Here is an 18,164-nt window from a genome sequence, read left to right as displayed (position 1 = left end):
TGCGGGACACGCTCTTGGTCGGCGCTCGACCGGATAAAGGGGCCTTGCCCCTTCAGAACCCTAGTTGAGTGAGGGGCTGCGCCCCGTGATACCTCGATATCTTTCGCACAGCCAGGCTCCGAAAGATATGCTACCGAACGGAAAAGCCCCCATTGAAGCGGCACGAATGCGCTGATTCAACGGGGGCTAACGTTTTATTTCTTATAAATGGCCTTTACCGGCACCTCAAGCTGAACGCCTGAAGGCCAGAACTCCAGTGTAATGGTTGCATCCTTATCAAACATATTCGCGAACTTCGCTTTCAGATAAACACGGTACGCGTCAAAAGTGAAGTCGTCGGACAGATTCACATATTGCTTATCCTTCCACTCCGTATGAACGGACTGGCCATCCGCCTCTACTGCCTTTATCCGTGCCATCTCCGTGCCGTTATAATCCAATTCAATTCCGGTATCGCCAACAATATCACCGCCGCTTCGGTCGATGACAAGCTCCTTCTGCTTCAGCACAGGGTCCTTATACTGATGCACATGGACGATCTGGTCAGCGCCTTGCGAGAAGCGGAACGTAAGCTGGCCCATATCGCCAAGTCCCTTGTCCTTCAGCATGCCCTCCAAGTAAGCCCGCTTGATCGTCACTTTCGCATTGTCAGCATCATAACCGTAGTCGTCTTCGCCAAGCGCTGTATCGCCATTAAATACGCCTATCATTGTGTTGCCGTTCAGCTCTAATTGAAGAGCCGTATCGTCTGCCTTGTCCTGCCTTACATACAGATCGCCAGTCTCGACGAACGAGTTCGCAATGCCGTGCGAGGCATTGACGATAATGTCCTTCACAATCGGATCATTCCAATATCCTCGCAATCGGTCCAGATGCTCGCCATTATCCCACCAGACAGACACCATGCCGTATTTCTTCGCCGTACGGACGAAATAATCATGATAAGACCACTTCGAATGCCGCTCATTCGTGCCAAGCGTCCCGAATTCCCCGATAATAACCGGCAAACCATCCGCTACGAACTTGTCATGCAGCCGCTTGAACATATCGTCGAAATACGTTTTGTCGCTGTCTGTGCCCCAAGTCACATGCCCCCACCAGTTGGAGACATAATCCCATGGATCATAGTTGTGTACCGTTAGAATCACATATGGATCATTGGGCTTCTTGAACGTCTTGATCGTCTCATCGATATTCGTATGAAGCCCGGGTTCGACGACCAGCCGCTCTTTGTTATTGCCGCCCGAGTTCCGGATAATCTGGAGGATCTGATCATTCAACTCATTAAGCTTGTCAGGATCAATGTCGGTCGGCTCATTAAGGGTCTCGAGCATCAGCTTCTCGCTCTTGCCGCTGAAACGCTGTGCAATCTGCTCCCATACCTTCACGAATTTGCGAAGCGACTCCTCTGGATCCGCCTGTTTATCCAAGTTCATATACTTCCACGAGTCATGGTGCACGTTGAGCATGACCCACATGTTCCGTTCGATAGCCCAATCGACAACTTCCTCGACGCGGTCCATCCATAGCGTTTCGATAGTGTAGTCAGGCGCCGCGCCAATATGATCATTCCAAGAGACCGGGATTCGAATAAGGTCGAAGCCTGCATCCTTCACCTCATCGAACACGCTCGTATCGACAAGGCCGTTGCCCCAGTCGCCCTCGTCGGGCATCGCATCGAGTTGATTGCCTAAGTTCCAGCCGACCCCCATCTGAGCTACCGCATCAACAGCTGTAATCGGTATAAACGGGTCCAGCACCGGTTCCTCAGCCGGCTCCTGACCAGCCGTATTATCGGTTGGCGTTATCATACTCTTGCCAATCTCTCCGCTCTGCCCACTGTGCTGAAGGGTGGTATTCTTCTCCTTTGCTGGCTCTTGCTTGTTATCCCGATTCATGAACAGCATCGAGGCAATCGCCATTACGCCAATCACAATAACGACATACAGCCCGTATCTGCCGCGTGATCGCATCCTGTCTCTCCTTTTGGAATTCCCATAATATGTATCGAAATCGTTTTCAAAAATGTAAATAAGCAAGTCGTTCGTTCTACTATCCTGCGACAATAGACCGTTATTGAGACTATCAGTAGTTCTATTGTATGACGCCAATGTAAGAGGTTTCAACTATTATTTTACATTGTATGCATGATCTGATACACCAGTTGTAATGCCCATAACCGGTTCACTTTTCCTGTCCGATCAAAGTATAAAAGCATGACAAAAAAGCCCATCCTTAGAATGAGCGGGAGTATCGATATCGAAAAGACGCCGCTACGAATGGGAACAGGAGGTGACTCATCCATGGCAAAAGACGTCCTGTGTGAAGTTAATTCGTGTAAGTACTGGGCAGCAGGAAACAAATGCAGCGCGACATCGATCTATGTCGTTAGCCGCTCCAATCAACCACGTCAGTCCGAAGAGACGGACTGCAAAACTTTTGAGCCCAAAATCTAATCCAGCTGTTAGCGCCTGAACCAAACGCTAACGAACCTTATGCCTTAGTACCCGGGCGGCCTTGCCGAGAGGCTGCCCACTTCCTTCTTCGACGTTCATGCTGCCAACTGTATTATATCCAATAATGATAATTATTATCACTTATTATCGAACAGATCTATTAACGCACTTCATCAGTGCGCCAACAGCCTGCCCGACAACAGCTCTTGCTTCTTCTGTTCAATAGGAAGCGTCACGGTAACCGCCGTCCCTTCCCCCACTACACTATCGAACACAATTGTACCGCCGTGCCGTTCTACGATGCTTGCCGTCATCATCAGCCCTAGACCGTTGCCCTTCTCTTTCGTTGTATAGAACGGCTCTGTCAGACGAGCGAGCTGCTCCTGCGACATCCCCTTCCCTTGGTCGCTGACCACAACCCGAATATGATCTTCGTCCGCCCGTTCAATGCTCACCTTAATAATCCCGTTAGGCTCCATTGACTCGATTGCGTTCTTAAGCAAATTGACGAACACCTGCTTAATTCTCCGCTGCTCGCACTCGATCGGCGGGACAGGCTCGAAGATCCGTTCGATTTCGATGCTTTTCATAACGGCTTGCGTATTAAGCAGTTCGATAATATAATCGAGCAGCTCATCCATCGGGTAGAGGGCGAGCTCCATGATTTGCGGTTTGGACAGAACAAGCATTTCATTAACGATAAGCTCTATTCGGTCTAACTCGCCCTTCATAATGTCGAGATAACGAAACTCTCTAGGCTGCAAGGCCGGCTCGATCAGACGAATAAACCCCTTCAACGAGGTGAGAGGGTTGCGGATTTCGTGCGCGACGCCAGCCGCTAGCTGCCCGATCATCGACAGCATCTCCGAACGGCCGAGCAAATCCTTTGTTTCGCGCAGCTCGCTGACGTCCTTCACAATGAGGGCAAACCCCGCCTGATCGGGAAAAGGCGTTAGCGACATAAGTCCGGTCAGTACCGTACCGTCAACGCGGAGCACATCCACTTCTTTACTTTGCATCCCGCCAGATTGGATGATTGCTGTCAGTTCTTCATCCGACTGCACAACCGTACGGACAAACGGCATCTCGGTCAACTTCTTCACCTTTAGCTCTTCAACAGCGCAACCAAGCACCCGCTCAAACGCTGCATTCACTTGACGAACTGTACCGTCGTTGTTGAAGAAGCCGATCGCATCAGGATTGCACGCAATGAAGCTCTCCAGCTCCGCTTGTGCTTCCTTTAACTGACGATTGGCTTCCAGCTGCCCCGTATAGTCACGCAGAATCGCAATCCAAGTGGTTGTTCTGCCTTCGCTATCGGCCATTGGCGTAATGGACAGCAGAATATGAAGCGGTGTTCCATCTTTCTTCTGACGCAGTGTATCGATGATGATTGCCTTTCCCTGCTCATTGGCAAGACGGCTGATCTTCTCCAGTTCAGATTGATGATCCTGCGGAATGAACGCGCACTCCCTAATGGATCGCCCCTCTACTTCCCCACGCTCAAACCCGAACAGCGCCGTGAAAGCAGGGTTGACCCGCACGACACGCCAATCCGCATTCCAAATAACAACCGGATCAATGTGACGGTCGATGAAAGCAGTCATATGGTAATTGAGCAGTTTCACTTCGTCCTCAAGGCTTTGCGTTCTCGTAATATCCTGTACGATGCCAACGCATCGGCTTGTGCCATATAGCCTAAACTGCGAATGCAGCCATCGGGTATTCCCATCCGATCGAATGATTCGAAAACCGACGGCCTGGACAGAGGTTAGATCCGAACCGTTCAAGTAGTTTTGGAACAATGCCAGATCATCCGGATGAACTCGCTCAAACACTTGATCCAGCGTCAATCGTTTATCTACTAATTCTCCTATGCCGAATAGGGCATAGAACTCTCTTGTTCCATAAAATCTCCCGCTGGATGCATCATATTCCCAGCTCCCCAGCATTGCCATGCGTTGTGCATTACGCCGTAAACCATGTTCTCTCATGTTCCGAAATACGCTGGACATCGCTCGTCGCAGCCTCGATAACCATCGTGTCACCATGAAATCCTCCCGGATGAGTGATGATTCATTTCGTCACTCTCACAACAACATTGACGCAGTACATATTCGATCTGAAACCGCCTTCTCCTCCGCTTATAGGGAAAATTAACATATGTAAACAGTATCCAACTTTTTACCTATTAACCGCGGCGTACGGACTACTGGGATAGAGCTTTCCGAGCGGCCAAAATATACTTCGCTTGATCGAGCGGATTAACCCCGCGACGCTGTCGTTCAGCAGTTACGTCGGTCGGACATTCCTGATACCCATGGAAGAAGGTCGACAAGGCTCCTCTTCCCTTCGTCATTGCACCCAACCGTGCCGGAAAATCAAGCGATGTCGCCACCGGCAGCAGGCCTTCTAGCTCCATCCTTCCATTATGCAGAGCCGGCGGCTCAAACTCCGCGCGCATGATCATCAACTCGTTCATCACTTTGCCGCCGAATTCCTCCGGCACTGACAAGCGGAATCTGACGATCGGCTCCAGCAGCTTTGTTCCGATCCGGTTCAGGCCATCCATAATGCCCATCGGCGTCGCAACGACGAAGTCGAGCGGATGGGTATGCCATACATGGTGCTCGCCCTCAACCAATGTCACCCTCAGATCGGTAACTTCCCAGCCGAGCAGCCCCTGTTGAAGCGCTTCCGGCACGCGCCGTGCGACCTCGTTCTGGTAACTTTCCAGCAGCCGCTCGCGCCGCGCAGTCGAAGCGTAGACAATGCCGCTTCCGCGTTCGCCAGGTTCAATCGCGAAGCGCAGAATAGCCCAGCAAGGCTTCGGCATCAGATAGGCAACATAACCCTCGCCCGCCGACGCCGGCGTCTCTTTATAGATAACCGATGGCGCTCCGAACGTGACGTCCAGTCCGAACCGCGTGCTGATCAGCTGCGTCAGCACCTCAATCTGAATCGGTCCCATTACCTTCAGGTGCAGCTCACGCTCATCCTGCAGCCACTGCAGATCGAGCAGCGGATCTTCATCGGCCAGCTCCTGCAGCGCGGCAACAGCGGCCGGATAAACGGCATCGTTGGGCCAATGCGCCTGTACAGTCAGCAGCGGTACCGCAAGCTGCGCGCTGCCTGGCACATGCTCAGGCGAACCGATAATATCGCCGATTCGAGCGCGACCCCAGCCATATACGGCTGCAATATCGCCGGCCTCAACCACGCCGCTATCTTCCGAACGCCGCCCATCCGCGGTTCGAATCTGCGTCACTTTGTCATTCGTCAGCTGCGTCACATTCAGCGCCGTATCCCGATTGCGAAGCGTGCCGCTATACAGCCGGACGTATGCCACGCGTCCCATAATCGGATCCCGCTCCAGCTTGAATACGACGCCGGACAGCGGTCCCTGCGCTTCTCCCTGCGGCGGAGGCAGCAGTGTTACCATTGCATCAAGCAGCGGCTCGACCCCGATTCCTCTCGCGGATGCACCGAACAATACAGGATACAGCTCAGCCTTTCCCACTGCGGGTACGAGCTGCCCCTCCACCTCGCTTACCGAGAGCGAGCCAGTGTCGAGATAGCGCATGAGCAGCGTCTCGTCGCGTTCCGCGATCGTTTCAGCCAGCATCGTCCCGTAAGACGATGCGTCTGGCTGCAGCTCCTCTGGCGCAAGCAGGCTGCGCGCGCCAGTGAACGTCTCTTCGGCGCCGATTGGCGCCTGTACAGGTACGGCATTCGGCGTCAACAGCCGGCGAATCTGCGCCAGCACAGCTGCAGCGTCTGCGCCGATGCGGTCCATTTTGTTCACATAGATAAGGGTTGGAATGTGCATCTCGCGCAGTGCCTGCCAGATGACCTCTGTCTGCGCCTGTACGCCCTCAGCCGCCGACACGATAAGCACTGCAGCATCCATGACGCGCAGCGAACGCTCCACCTCCGACAAGAAGTCGACATGCCCCGGCGTATCGACGAGATTAATGCGAACGCCGTTCCATTCCAACCGCGTTACCGCCGCCCGTACGCTAATGCCCCGCTCGCGCTCAACCTCAAGCGAATCCGTCTGTGCGGTTCCATCGTCTACGCTGCCAAGCGTCCGAATGCGGCCGCTGCGGTAGAGCAACTGCTCGGTCGTCGTTGTTTTGCCTGCGTCGACATGGGCAAATATGCCGATATTGCGTATCGATTGTCCGTTGTTGCCTTGATCCATCATGTGCTTCCCCTCTATGTAAGCCTGCCCGTACGACAGCTTGTCCGATATGCTTATCCTCCTATGGTACAACCGCTGCAGTTGCGCGTAAAGTGAAGGAATGACAGGAGATCACCAAATGAATAACGCCGCCGGGAATACCCGACGGCGCGTATCTTTGTAGAGCAATAATTAACGGCGGCCTCTCGTTCTGCCACTGCGGCTAGCGCTTCTCATCAGGCCCATGTTAACGTCGCGTTCAACTACGACTTGCACGTGTTTAGGGCAAGGAACGCAATGATGACGTCTAATGACTTCAACCGTGTGAACGACCTCATACTCTTGCGGATAGTAGAAGTCTTGGTAGACTTGCACCGGATCAAGCATCACCGGATCCAGCTTCGTGTTACAAGGGTTGTAATGGCAATTCGACATTCTCGCTGCCTCCTAAAAAATTGATTTTGGTTATAGTCTATCCTATGCAATCGATCGAATCTCGCATGGACGTACCCCCATCAGCCATTGCCTTTTCTGCATATGCCCCGCTAAGAAATGTTGATTCGGCGCGCTTCCTTGCGCATATTCCATCAGAGGCCTAGTAGATGTCCGTGATAGATAACTATAGAAGTTCCGCTAGAGACTATAGGAGAACCATTCGGCTGCATCATCCGCCCGCCAATGAATTGGGACTCATGCTAGGGTGAGCCATAAGTACAATCGGACGATGTACTGTTCAGCATCCCAACTCCGTCTCGCGAACGAGTTAGGAATCATCCCGATGTGCGATTACCCCCGCCTGAAGTCGTGTAATAATAGAAACTAGATGATTACGCACGTTCTGAAGGAGATATTTGCTTATGCCCAAGTCAACCCAATCTGTTTCGCCCGGTACGAGTCCGCTTAAGGGCTGGATGCCTTTCTGGCGCCTCATTCGGGAGACGAAGCCGTCGCGCTCAGCCCTCGCCATTGCATTGACGCTAAGTTTATCTTCGACCATAGCCGCCCTTATCGTTCCTTTGTTCACCAAAAATGTCGTCGACAGCTTCTCGCTCTCTTCCATCGGAATGCCGCAAATCAGCCTGCTTGTCGTTGCGTTCCTCATTCAAGCCGTTACGGCCGCGATTTCGACTTATATGCTCGCCCGCGTTGGCCAACAGGTCATCGCTGGACTGCGCGAGCGTCTATGGCGCAAGCTGCTGGCGCTGCCGGTTACGTACTACGACAATCACCAGACCGGTGAAACCGTCAGCCGCATGACGAACGACACTGCCGTAGTCAAAGGACTCATTACCGAACATATGACAAGTTTCATCACGGGTATTATCAGCATCATTGGCTCCGTGGCCATTCTGCTAGCACTCGATTGGCGGATGACGCTCGTTATGCTGACCGCAGCACCGATTCTTATGTTGTTCATGGTTCCGCTTGGACGGAAGATGCATCTCGTATCCAAGAGCATGCAAGACGAGACCGCCCAGCTATCCGGCGTTCTTAGTCAGGTATTGTCCGAAATCCGGCTCGTAAAAGCTTCAAACGCGGAGGATCGGGAGTTCGCGAGCGGCATGAAAGGCATCCGCAATATGTTCAAGCTTGGCCTATCGGAAGGCAAAGTTCAGGCACTGATCGGACCGCTGATCTCGCTTATAATGATGCTGATGCTCGTCATCATTATTGGTTATGGCGGCTTCCGCGTATCGTCGGGCGCCCTGTCCGCAGGCGACTTGGTTGCGTTCATCCTGTATTTGTTCCAGATCATGATGCCTGCCAGCCAGATCGCCATGTTCTTCACCCAGATGCAGAAGGCGATCGGCGCAACGGAGCGAATCAACGAGACGCTCATTGATTCGGAGGAAGAACTGGATAGGGGTGCTATGCTTACGCAAGCCAACAAGCCGATTGTGGCGAAGGATGTACAATTCACCTACGAGAGCGGCGCCGACCCGGTGCTGGATGGTATCAGCTTCGTTATTCCGCCAGGCAAGGTAACAGCGCTCGTGGGCCCAAGCGGCGGTGGCAAAACGACGCTGTTCTCGATGCTCGAACGATTCTACTCCCCAACGGAAGGTACGATCCGTCTTGGCGAGGATTCGATTGACTCGTACTCGTTGCGCTCCTGGCGTGCCGCAATCGGCTATGTTCAACAGGAGAGCACGCTCATGTCCGGCACCATTCGCGAGAATATCGCCTACGGCACCGAGCGGGCCGTGAGCGAGGAAGAACTGCAGCGCGCTGCAGCGATGGCTTATGCCGACCGATTCATCGACCAGCTGCCGAATGGCTACGATACCGAGGTCGGCGAGCGCGGCATTAAGCTGTCCGGCGGCCAGCGGCAGCGGATCGGCATCGCCCGCGCTCTGCTGCGCGACCCGTCCATTCTGATGCTGGACGAGGCGACATCGAGTCTGGACAGCGAATCGGAGCATTATGTGCAGGAGGCGCTGCGCAATTTGATGAAAGGCCGTACGACGATCGTCATTGCCCATCGGCTGTCGACCGTCATTGACGCCGACCAGCTGCTATTCATCGAGAACGGCCGTATCACCGGCCGCGGCACGCATGCCGAGCTGCTGAACAGCCACGAGCTCTATCGTAAGTTCGCCGAGCAGCAGCTTCAGGCGCAGGTCGTACGATAGTCTAAGCTGATTGGAGGCCTAGGCCATGATGCAGGCTCTACACCGTTACGCAAGAACGGTACTATGGCTTCTCGCGCTGCCTGTCTGCTGGTGCATAGGCTGGCGATGGATGATCTAGGGAAATTTCTTATTTATTCGTTTGTAAAGCTCCGCTGAGCCTCAGCGGGGCTTTTTTCTATCGAACAGATTGCAATTGGATGCCCATCTATGAAGAATAGGCTCGTTTCTGGTGCACGTTGTGCAGCGGACGCACCTGTCCGGCTGCGAGGACGCCGTGGCAGCTGATCTTCGGCTTGAATATGCTGCTAGTAACGCAACCTGCGCACGCCTACTGCTGTACCCGCAACTTGGACCAATGGCGATCCCGAAGTTAACGTGCGATTAAGGAGCCATCAGGACCGAGGAGTGAGCGCCGATGTCTGTGTCTGAATGGAATGAGCTGGACAAGGGTGGATTTGAGCAGTTCATTTGGTGCCGCGACCAGGAAAGCGGATTAAGAGCATTCATTGCCATACACAGTACGAAACGGGGACCCGCTCTGGGGGGTTGCCGACTGTGGCCTTACGCCAGTGAAGAGGACGCCGTGGCGGACGCCATGCGTCTTGCCCGCTCCATGACATATAAAGCGGCAGCTGCCGGTCTTGCCTATGGCGGCGGCAAGGCGGTCGTTATCGGACGTGCCGACGATCCCCGTATCGAGCAGCAATTCGAAGCGCTCGGACGATTCATTGAACGGCTGAACGGCATCTACTGGACAGGCGTTGACGTCGGGACAACAACCGCACATATGGATGCTGTAGCCCGCTTCACCCGTTATGTAACCGATATGAGCGGCACGCTGGGCGGCACCGATGATTGGACAGCGGACATGACCGCCTATGGCCTCTTGCATGGCATGAAAGCAACCGCCAAACGGCTATACGGCACAGATCGGCTGCGCAATCTGACCATTGCGGTCCAAGGCTTAGGCAAGGTTGGTTGGGCGCTATGCCGTTACCTGCACCGGGAAGGCGCACGACTTATCGTTACCGACCTCAGCATGCGGCTGGTCGAGCACGCCGTTCGCGAGTTTCAGGCGTTACCTATTGCAGCGGATCGGATCTATGATGCGCCTTGTCATATTTTTGCCCCATGTGCGCTTGGAGGTATTCTGAACTTGTCTACGATTGAGAGGCTTCATTGTCGCATTGTTGCTGGTTCGGCTAATAATCAGTTGGCAGCTCCACAGGCCGTGCATATCGAGGCGCTGAAGCAGAGAGGGCTTGTGTACGCTCCTGATTATATCGTGAATGCAGGCGGCATTATTGCGACAGCAGCAGAGCTGGACGGCGATGGGCCGCGCCGCATTCGAAGCCGGGTGAAGCGAATTGCTCGGACCTTGGAGGATGTATACCTGGTGGCAGAGACCGAGGGAATGACAACAGCCGCAGCAGCGGACCATCTCGCAGAACATGCACTACGCAATGTTTAATGCGAATAGATAGGTACTCGGCGTGTTTGTTCGCGGAGTAACCCGCTGGCCGAACCCGCCCATAAGCAAAGAGACGCCGCGGTCACATCCGCAGGCGTCTCTTTCCTATCCCTATCAGTTGGACGTCAACACGAAATCGCCCGAGTCTGTCTTCACGCTGATTAATGGAGCCCCGCTGCCATGCTCCTCCGTAATCGAGCTGCCGGTCTGCGTTTTCTTGTCTCCCCGCTCGATAAGACCATCTCCGCTATCGGATTCATAACGAATCGTACCATTGACCGGCTCTTGATCCGCTTTGTAGTACACATCGCCGCTGTCGGTCGCAATGTCGACAGCCCATTCAAGCTGTTTGCCCGTCCATGCGATGTCGCCTGAGTCACTCTTCAGAACAAGCGCGCCTTCCGTGTTAGTAAAGGCTGTATCCCCGCTGTCCGTACCAATTGCAATCGTCTTAGCGGCTATTCCCTCAAACACGAGATCCCCTGAATCGGTATTCAGCTTCATATCGTCAATCGTCAGGCCGTCCAGCGCAATATCTCCGCTATCTGTCTTCATGACCAGCGACTCATATTGCCTAGAAGGCACCTCGATCGTCATGCTTAATTCATAAATGTTATATCCCATTACCGAATCCGTCGGCTTCATCCGAATATCCAACGTACCGTCCGTGACCACTGCTATCACGTTCTGATCGCTCCAGCGCTTCTCCATAACACGGCCCTTTACACGAATCTTTACGTCGTCTCCTGCTCCACGGGCTAGTCGAACATTCTCGCTGTCTGTATGCACGGCAATCCGTTTGACTCCTTCTGCAGAAACGGAGCTTTGTTCATCCACCTTAATTGTATCCCAGTTATGGCGCCAATTGCTCCAGGGCGACAGAAACCCTGCGATGCCGATACCAATCAGAATGACGCCGATGCCAATCCATTTGCGCATATTTCTACTACCTCTCTCTCCTATCGCTATCCCACACTAATGCTGACTGTCTACCCAGCTTATAATCTACACTTGAATGCCATCGCGAAGCAGCTTCCGATTCGCCTGCATATAACGTGCCGTCCCGCGGACGAAGCCCTTCGTCATCCGATGGCCAACGACGAGAACAATAATGCCAAGGCCAACGAGGATGAACGCAACCGAAAATCCAGTAACCCCATGATACTGCCGGGCGTCTCCGACATTCGGATCACCGAAAGCTCCAAGCCAAGCGGCATACAGCGCGCCTGCGAAGAAAGCAAAGTCAACGATCCACATCGCAACCAACAGCGCAGATACAACTAGAAACGGCGCCAGTACAAAAATGAGATTGAACAAGCCCAAGCTGGTTCCGATCAGCATTGCTCGCACGAGACGCACGAAGCTTCCGTCCTTCTTCGCCTGCTCGAACTGGTGATTCATTCGCAGCTCCCTTGCAATAACACGGGGATCGCCTAGTTCTCTGCAAGTTTCTATCTCAGGCTGGCCATTCTCATATGCCATGCGAAAATGCTCCGCGTAGTCCGCGATCCATTCCTGCCTCAGCGGCTCCGGCACATCCCGCAGCTCGTGCTCAAGCATCCGCAAATATTCATTGCGCGTATTCAACGCAAGTCCCCCTCTTCGATCCACTCATTAACCGCCCTCGTGAAGGTTCGCCACTCCTCCGCCATTTCGAACAACTTCCTTCTTCCTTCAGGCGACAGCCGATAATACTTTCGCGGCGGTCCGCCAGGCGACTCCTGCAGATAAGTTGTAAAATAGCCCTCCTGTGTCAGCCGATTCAATATCGGGTAGACGCTGCCGACTGCAATATCGAACTTACCCGAGATCATAACGGCCAGCTCGTAGCCGTAGCGGTCCTCCTTAGCCGTCAGCGCTAGGACGCATAGGTCCAGCGCGCCTTTCTTAAACTGAATGTTCACTCCGCTCGCCACCTATTCAACATGGGGTACTATTCATCAATATATAATAGATGTTGTTACCAATATATACCGCAGCTATTCATCAATGCAATATAGCCAGCGGCTAAATTTCTTATTTTATCCAAAAATGGTTCTTGGGTCTGGGCAGCTGAACAGAAGTCAAACCTTAGAAGAAGAACAAGCTGCTTATCCCCTCCGGCAAATCGGGTAATGTATCTTATCTAAGTCTTCACATCTGCTGAGCAGGAACATATTGTAGATCATAACGGGACAACATCTAGGATAACGAGCAGAGGAGCTAAAACATGGACAAGTTGAACATTCGCGCTGCCACAATCGATGATGCAGAGCCGGTCGCACGGCTCATCTACGAGGCCATTCATGACATCGCCTATCAACTGACTGGCGAAGCAACAGCGGAGGATGCGCTGAAAGCGCTGGCGGAGCTGTTCCGCGAGGAGGGGAACCGGTTCAGCAGCAAACAGATACTCGCCGCAGAGGTGGATGGGAAAGTAGCTGGCATTATTTTGTGCTATCACGGAAGCGAGGCGGACAGGCTTGATGCGCCAATTGCGGCACGGTTGCGCAAGCGGACTGGCAACCCGAATCCGCCGATTGATAAGGAAGCCGATGAGGACGAGTACTATATCGATTCGATAGCGGTTTTCCCTGAATACCGTGGAAGAGGCATTGCAAAAGCGCTGCTGGCTTCAGCTGAACATGCGGGAGCTGCACTCGGGTATGGCCGCATCGCGCTTAATGTCGAGTACGGCAACGATGGTGCGGAGCGTCTGTATCGTTCGATCGGCTACGAATCAGACAAAACCATAACCATTAACAACACACCTTTCCACCACATGTTTAAGCCGCTGACGGCCCAATAATTGATGTTTGGTTAGGCTATTGCGAACATGTTATCTTATAGCCCCGCATACACTAGATAGCTGCGGACAGGCTGCTGCTTATATTACATGTTCAAGAGCGGACTTTGTGGGAACGACCTCTTATATTTACTTGTGATCGCAACAATGGACAAACCTTCTATCGTTCTTACTGTATAGCTGCAGCTGAAACAAGCAAGCTAGACCCCTTAGTTGGAGGTGCATGTTGATGGCAAGAAAATATGATTCATCCTGGTGGCTTCCGCGCGCGGGGCTCGCGCTTCTATTAGCGCTTATTGTCGGAATTGCAGCCAGCTGTTCCAATCAGGCCAGGAATGACAATGGAGCTAATTCGGGGACTGACTCAGGTCAAGTAAGCGTCACTCCGGGGACTGGCCAGGACACAGAAGTGGATAATGGATCAGATACAGGCAGCAACGTAGAGGGCACGCCTGTCGGCGGCGACAAAGATCCGGGGACTAACAGCGGCTCAGATACGCCAACAGCGACGCCTAAACCAATACCAACGACATCCGAGCCGAACAAGCCGCCGGCTAAGCCCGTGGACAATAGCAGCGGAGGCAGCAAAGAGCCGGTTAAAGAGCCGGTTATCGTCGCGGAGAATGAAGCATTCCGGATCTATGCGCCGGAGGAGAATGCTATCGTCGGAACAACTTTCAAAGTGTCCGGCGAGGCGCGTGTATTCGAAGCTGCGTTCAGCTATTCGTTCGAGGATGGTCACAACGTGCTGGCCGAGGGCCATGTCACGGCGGATCAAGGCGCGCCAGAATGGGGAAAATTCGAGTTCGAGGTTAACTTCAAAAATCCGACTAGCCCCTACGGCATCCTCATTATCTATGAGAGCAGCGCCAAAGACGGCAGTCCTGTTCATCAGCTAGAAATTCCGGTCAAGTTCAAGGACGGCATCGTCAAACCGGTTTCAGGAGAGGGATAAAGCTGGTGATCTAGCTATGCAGAGACTCGCCGCCAACGCGGCGAGTCTCTTTCATTCTCGACCTGCGATTAAGCTAATCCCAATTGGATCACACTAAAGATAGTTTCCAACAACTAGAAGTGCCTTGTATGCAACCTTTTGTCACCCTGCGCTCGTCTGAAACTTTAAATGGAATCGAAGAAAGGGTGATCATTCATGCGCAGCCATCGTCTTCCGACTTTCCGCCGCTTCTTGCATGGCTCGATAGGAGCCGCTATTGTACTTGCCTTATGCCTGCTCGCAGGTTGCGGCAGTGCCAACGACAACGAAAGCTCGTCCGCAAAGACGGATTCGAATACAACAGTAGGCTCGCAGCAATCCACTGCTTCGCCTGCCGCCACCCCCGCAGCAGTCGATAAAAGCAACCCTTACGAGACCGCCGGTATCAATGATCCCGCAGCGTTCGAGCAGATGTTCACGAGCGTACAGCAAGCCATTGCCGCTGGCGATCAGACACTCGTCGCTAGCTACGGTCTTTACCCTATCCGCGTCAACTACGCGGACGGCACATCGGAGCAAATCGCTGATGCCAAGCAATTCATCGCCAAGTACGACAAGATCGTTACGCCAGCCGTCGTCACAGCGATGAAGGATCAAGCGATTGCGAAGCTGTTCGTCAACTGGCAGGGCGTCATGGCGGGTGCCGGACAAATCTGGTTCGGCGCCACTGCGGATACGCCGCAGCGCTACGGCATCATTGCCGTCAATCCGTAAGCAGATAACGTTCTTGCAACTAAAAAGACTATTCGCCAGCTAAGAGCTAAGCGAATAGTCTTTTTCATTTTACACCGAAACCTCAACTCCAGCCGGAGCGCCGTTAGCGGCGCCAGCCTTCGAATCCGGGTTCTGCTTCACAAGCGCGTATTTCTCCCAACGGCGGGACTTCCAGCGGAACGACATAATGATCGCGCGCAGCCACTCGTCAGACGCAATGGCGAGCCAGATGCCCGGCAATCCCATATCGAGCTTGAACACGAACAAGTAGCCCAGCGGCACGCTAATGCCGACCATCGTCACCATGCCGATCCAGAGCGGATACTTCGCATCTCCGGCAGCGCGGAGCGAGTTGACCAGAATGATATTGATCGTCCGTCCTGTCTCGAGCACGATGCTGTACAGCAGAACGTGTGCGCCGATGCGGATAATCTCGTTATCGGTGGTGAACATACTGATCAATGGATGACGGAAAATCATAACGAGCGCGATTACGCATAGCGAAGCGATCGATGCCGAGCGGACGCTCAGCCACACGCGCGTGTACGCCTGATCCTTCTTGTTCGCGCCAACCAGCCGGCCGACCAGAATCGAGGTTCCGATGCCGACGGCGAAGGCGAATAGGAAGATGAACATCGAAATATTTTGCGCATATTGTCTTGCCGACAGTGCCTGATCCCCCAAGTAGGTCGCGTAGAACAGAAACACCAGCTGGCACGAGTGGTACATCACTTGCTCAAGCGCTGACGGAATGCCGATACGAAGAATTTTGCCGATGTATTCCTTGGACAGATTCCAGTAATAACGGAATTGAATGCGTGACCTCATGACTCGGTAGAGCAGCCAGAACAAGACGATAACGGCCAGTCCCCGGCTAATAACCGACGAGATGGCAGCGCCTTGAACACCGAGCTCAGGAGCGCCCATTTTGCCGAAAATAAGCACGTAGTTGCCAATAATATGGACGACGTTCATTCCGAGCGAGACGAACATCGCTTCCTTCGTGAAACCGTGCACCCGTACGATTGCAGCAATGGAGTTCACAATCGCCTGTAGGAAGATAAAGCCGCCAACGATACCAAGATAATCGGTTGCGTACGTAAGCGTCTCGCCATGCAAGTTCATCCCGCGCATCATCGCACCGCTGAAGATGAGGAAGCCGCCGCTGATGACAAGCCCGACCATGAGGTTGAGCGTAATGGAAACAGCTGAGATGCGCGATGCACCCTCGTAATTACGCGCTCCGAGGTACTGTGCGACGACGATCGATGCGCCATTGCCGATGACCTCCAGCACGAGCAGCGCGATGGTCAAATATTGGTTGGACGCGCCAACGCCGGATACCGCCCGGTCCGACAATGCGCTCAGCATGAACGTATCGGCGATACCCATCATCATAAACAGGAAAAGCTCTAGAAAAATCGGCCAGGTCAGCAGAAACAGATTGTTCTCACGCGATCTGTCCTTGACCTTCCCTGCCGCTTGCGCACTACTCATGTTGTCTATTCTCCTATCCGTTAGACGATCTATCTCTAATCATAGACGCTATCGTAACATAGGCTTTTGTCGATTGCACCGTTATTCGAAGTGGTTTTTATATGTAGTTTTGGTGAAATGACTAGCCGTTTTCCGATGTAAACGCACACATTGGCAAAGCTGATCCGAAGGTGTTTCTTTAACGTCCCAATATGCTTTACTATAGAAGCAGCAATGGAATGAACAGACTATATGAGTCGTAGCATATAAAGGCTTTAGTTGAGAGGGACGGCGGAGATGGCTATGGATGCTTGGGGACAAAAGGATACGCAGCCGCGAACGCGAAGCGATCGCGATGCGTGGATAGAGGAGACAGCAGCGGAGTCAGAGGAGACATTCGACGGCGCCTCGATATCGGCGTTTGCCGATGATTATAGGGGCATGCTCATCTTGGACCGCATGAACGAGGGGCAGCCGGATACGGACCCCCTCCACTCGTTCGCGCTCGATGAGCTGCTATGTCGGCAGGTTGGCGAAGGCGGGCCGCCGATCATTCATCTATGGCGCCATCCAGGCGCCTTCATCCTAGGGCAGCGCGACAACCGGCTGCCGCACGTAGAGACGGCGCTGCAGCAGCTGGCGGTGCGGCATTATCATACCGCTGTCCGCAACTCGGGCGGCGCGGCGGTGCCGCTTGATCGCGGCGTCGTCAACGTGTCGCTCATCGTGCCGATCGACGGCAGCGCATCGGGCATGCGGTTCAACCACGATTTCGAGCGGATGTACGAGCTGATCTCGCTCGCCTTGTCGTTCACTGGCAGCCGGGTAGATAAAGGTGAGATTGCTGGCGCCTACTGCCCTGGCGACTATGACCTGAGCATCGATGGGCGCAAGTTCTGCGGCATCGCGCAGCGCCGCCAAGCGAAGGCGCTCATCGTGCAGGCGTTCGTCGTCGCAGAAGGCTCCGGCAGCGAACGCGCGGCGCTCGTCCGCGCGTTCTATGACGCGGCGGCGGGGACTGGCGCGAGCTCGACGGAGGCGAGTGTCGGGGCTGGCGGCAACGGTAGCAGCAATGTGAGCGTGACGGGTAGTCCGACTGAAGGCGGCACCGAGGGTGCGGCGGCAGCGGTCTCGCATCCGATCGTCGTGCCAGACAGCACCGCTAGTCTGGAGGAATTGACGACGATCGGAGCCGATGCGACGCGGACATTCGCCGAGCGCGTGAAGGCGGTCATCCGCACGTGCCAGCAGCCGGACGCGGTAGCCGACTCCGCCGCGCGGCTTAAGCTGCCGCTAACGGACGAGCTTGAGGCAATGATTGCCTCGCTGCACGCACGGTATAAGCGGTAGCTAGCGACAATATATAAATGACATCCTTTCATTGCACGCTAGGCAATGGCATGATGGGACACCTGCCGCCATACCCCTGCATAAACAAAACAAGGCCGTTCC

Annotated in this window: 15 protein-coding genes; 7 read left to right on the top strand and 8 right to left on the bottom strand. The window is 53.8% G+C overall.

Annotated features, from left to right (window positions below; all coding sequences use genetic code 11):
- Positions 1-194: 194 nt before the first annotated feature.
- Positions 195-1,973: a cellulase family glycosylhydrolase gene (locus H8B09_RS17910; RefSeq protein ID WP_191204913.1), complete on the bottom strand. Its 1,779-nt coding sequence runs from the start codon at positions 1,971-1,973 to the stop codon at positions 195-197.
- Between the two features lie 330 nt (positions 1,974-2,303).
- Here H8B09_RS17910 and H8B09_RS17905 point away from each other — a divergent pair, with 330 nt between their 5' ends.
- Positions 2,304-2,456 (top strand): DUF1540 domain-containing protein, encoded by a 153-nt coding sequence (locus H8B09_RS17905; RefSeq protein ID WP_191204912.1) that lies wholly within the window; start codon positions 2,304-2,306, stop codon positions 2,454-2,456.
- A 173-nt stretch (positions 2,457-2,629) separates the two neighbouring features.
- On the opposite strand, the gene H8B09_RS17900 is transcribed toward H8B09_RS17905, so the two are convergent.
- The 3 genes from H8B09_RS17900 to H8B09_RS17890 all read right to left on the bottom strand — a co-directional run bounded on the left by H8B09_RS17900 (position 2,630) and on the right by H8B09_RS17890 (position 7,074).
- Positions 2,630-4,507 carry a PAS domain-containing protein gene (locus tag H8B09_RS17900; protein ID WP_224753717.1) on the bottom strand — a complete coding sequence of 626 codons (1,878 nt, stop codon included), beginning with the start codon at positions 4,505-4,507 and terminating at the stop codon, positions 2,630-2,632.
- Between the two features lie 158 nt (positions 4,508-4,665).
- Positions 4,666-6,663 carry a GTP-binding protein gene (locus tag H8B09_RS17895; protein WP_318152651.1) on the bottom strand — a complete coding sequence of 666 codons (1,998 nt, stop codon included), beginning with the start codon at positions 6,661-6,663 and terminating at the stop codon, positions 4,666-4,668.
- Positions 6,664-6,831: 168 nt separating this feature from the next.
- Complete coding sequence (locus tag H8B09_RS17890) at positions 6,832-7,074, bottom strand: hypothetical protein (protein ID WP_191204909.1); 243 nt, start codon at positions 7,072-7,074, stop codon at positions 6,832-6,834.
- Positions 7,075-7,496: 422 nt separating this feature from the next.
- On the opposite strand from H8B09_RS17890, the gene H8B09_RS17885 reads away from it, so the two are divergent.
- On the top strand, positions 7,497-9,272 hold the full coding sequence (locus H8B09_RS17885; RefSeq protein ID WP_224753716.1) for an ABC transporter ATP-binding protein: 1,776 nt from the start codon (positions 7,497-7,499) through the stop codon (positions 9,270-9,272).
- 415 nt (positions 9,273-9,687) lie between these two features.
- Positions 9,688-10,743, top strand: a complete 1,056-nt coding sequence (locus tag H8B09_RS17880; protein ID WP_224753715.1) for a Glu/Leu/Phe/Val dehydrogenase dimerization domain-containing protein — start codon at positions 9,688-9,690, stop codon at positions 10,741-10,743.
- 114 nt (positions 10,744-10,857) lie between these two features.
- On the opposite strand, the gene H8B09_RS17875 is transcribed toward H8B09_RS17880, so the two are convergent.
- The 3 genes from H8B09_RS17875 to H8B09_RS17865 form a co-directional block, all read right to left on the bottom strand.
- Positions 10,858-11,682 (bottom strand): DUF4097 family beta strand repeat-containing protein, encoded by an 825-nt coding sequence (locus H8B09_RS17875; RefSeq protein ID WP_191204908.1) that lies wholly within the window; start codon positions 11,680-11,682, stop codon positions 10,858-10,860.
- A 66-nt stretch (positions 11,683-11,748) separates the two neighbouring features.
- Entirely contained in the window at positions 11,749-12,330 is a 582-nt protein-coding gene (locus tag H8B09_RS17870; RefSeq protein WP_191204907.1) for a DUF1700 domain-containing protein, read from the bottom strand.
- Entirely contained in the window at positions 12,327-12,647 is a 321-nt protein-coding gene (locus H8B09_RS17865; protein WP_191204906.1) for a PadR family transcriptional regulator, read from the bottom strand. Before H8B09_RS17865 ends, H8B09_RS17870 begins: the two co-directional genes overlap by 4 nt.
- 305 nt (positions 12,648-12,952) lie before the next feature.
- Between H8B09_RS17865 and H8B09_RS17860 the strand changes: the two genes are divergently transcribed.
- From H8B09_RS17860 to H8B09_RS17850, 3 genes are all read left to right on the top strand, one after another.
- Entirely contained in the window at positions 12,953-13,531 is a 579-nt protein-coding gene (locus tag H8B09_RS17860; protein ID WP_191204905.1) for a GNAT family N-acetyltransferase, read from the top strand.
- A 226-nt stretch (positions 13,532-13,757) separates the two neighbouring features.
- Positions 13,758-14,483 carry a Gmad2 immunoglobulin-like domain-containing protein gene (locus H8B09_RS17855; protein ID WP_191204904.1) on the top strand — a complete coding sequence of 242 codons (726 nt, stop codon included), beginning with the start codon at positions 13,758-13,760 and terminating at the stop codon, positions 14,481-14,483.
- A gap of 195 nt (positions 14,484-14,678) precedes the next feature.
- Positions 14,679-15,236, top strand: a complete 558-nt coding sequence (locus H8B09_RS17850) for a hypothetical protein (RefSeq protein ID WP_191204903.1) — start codon at positions 14,679-14,681, stop codon at positions 15,234-15,236.
- A gap of 69 nt (positions 15,237-15,305) precedes the next feature.
- On the opposite strand, the gene H8B09_RS17845 is transcribed toward H8B09_RS17850, so the two are convergent.
- Complete coding sequence (locus tag H8B09_RS17845) at positions 15,306-16,733, bottom strand: MATE family efflux transporter (RefSeq protein ID WP_191204902.1); 1,428 nt, start codon at positions 16,731-16,733, stop codon at positions 15,306-15,308.
- A 276-nt stretch (positions 16,734-17,009) separates the two neighbouring features.
- On the opposite strand from H8B09_RS17845, the gene H8B09_RS17840 reads away from it, so the two are divergent.
- Positions 17,010-18,062, top strand: a complete 1,053-nt coding sequence (locus H8B09_RS17840; protein WP_224753714.1) for a lipoate--protein ligase family protein — start codon at positions 17,010-17,012, stop codon at positions 18,060-18,062.
- Positions 18,063-18,164: the final 102 nt, after the last annotated feature.

This window comes from Paenibacillus terricola, assembly GCF_014779765.1.
Lineage (GTDB): Bacteria > Bacillota > Bacilli > Paenibacillales > Paenibacillaceae > Paenibacillus_T > Paenibacillus_T terricola.
The sequence above is the reverse complement of the archived record's forward strand: the minus strand, read 5'-3'. Positions and strand labels throughout refer to the sequence as shown.

Excerpts from the sequence above, each read along its gene's own strand:
- H8B09_RS17910 (WP_191204913.1), bottom strand. The coding sequence starts at position 1,973 with ATGCGATCACGCGGCAGATACGGGCTGTATGTCGTTATTGTGATTGGC.
- H8B09_RS17905 (WP_191204912.1), top strand. The coding sequence starts at position 2,304 with ATGGCAAAAGACGTCCTGTGTGAAGTTAATTCGTGTAAGTACTGGGCA.
- H8B09_RS17900 (WP_224753717.1), bottom strand. The coding sequence starts at position 4,507 with ATGGTGACACGATGGTTATCGAGGCTGCGACGAGCGATGTCCAGCGTA.
- H8B09_RS17895 (WP_318152651.1), bottom strand. The coding sequence starts at position 6,663 with ATGATGGATCAAGGCAACAACGGACAATCGATACGCAATATCGGCATA.
- H8B09_RS17890 (WP_191204909.1), bottom strand. The coding sequence starts at position 7,074 with ATGTCGAATTGCCATTACAACCCTTGTAACACGAAGCTGGATCCGGTG.
- H8B09_RS17885 (WP_224753716.1), top strand. The coding sequence starts at position 7,497 with ATGCCCAAGTCAACCCAATCTGTTTCGCCCGGTACGAGTCCGCTTAAG.
- H8B09_RS17880 (WP_224753715.1), top strand. The coding sequence starts at position 9,688 with ATGTCTGTGTCTGAATGGAATGAGCTGGACAAGGGTGGATTTGAGCAG.
- H8B09_RS17875 (WP_191204908.1), bottom strand. The coding sequence starts at position 11,682 with ATGCGCAAATGGATTGGCATCGGCGTCATTCTGATTGGTATCGGCATC.
- H8B09_RS17860 (WP_191204905.1), top strand. The coding sequence starts at position 12,953 with ATGGACAAGTTGAACATTCGCGCTGCCACAATCGATGATGCAGAGCCG.
- H8B09_RS17855 (WP_191204904.1), top strand. The coding sequence starts at position 13,758 with ATGGCAAGAAAATATGATTCATCCTGGTGGCTTCCGCGCGCGGGGCTC.
- H8B09_RS17850 (WP_191204903.1), top strand. The coding sequence starts at position 14,679 with ATGCGCAGCCATCGTCTTCCGACTTTCCGCCGCTTCTTGCATGGCTCG.
- H8B09_RS17845 (WP_191204902.1), bottom strand. The coding sequence starts at position 16,733 with ATGAGTAGTGCGCAAGCGGCAGGGAAGGTCAAGGACAGATCGCGTGAG.
- H8B09_RS17840 (WP_224753714.1), top strand. The coding sequence starts at position 17,010 with ATGGCTATGGATGCTTGGGGACAAAAGGATACGCAGCCGCGAACGCGA.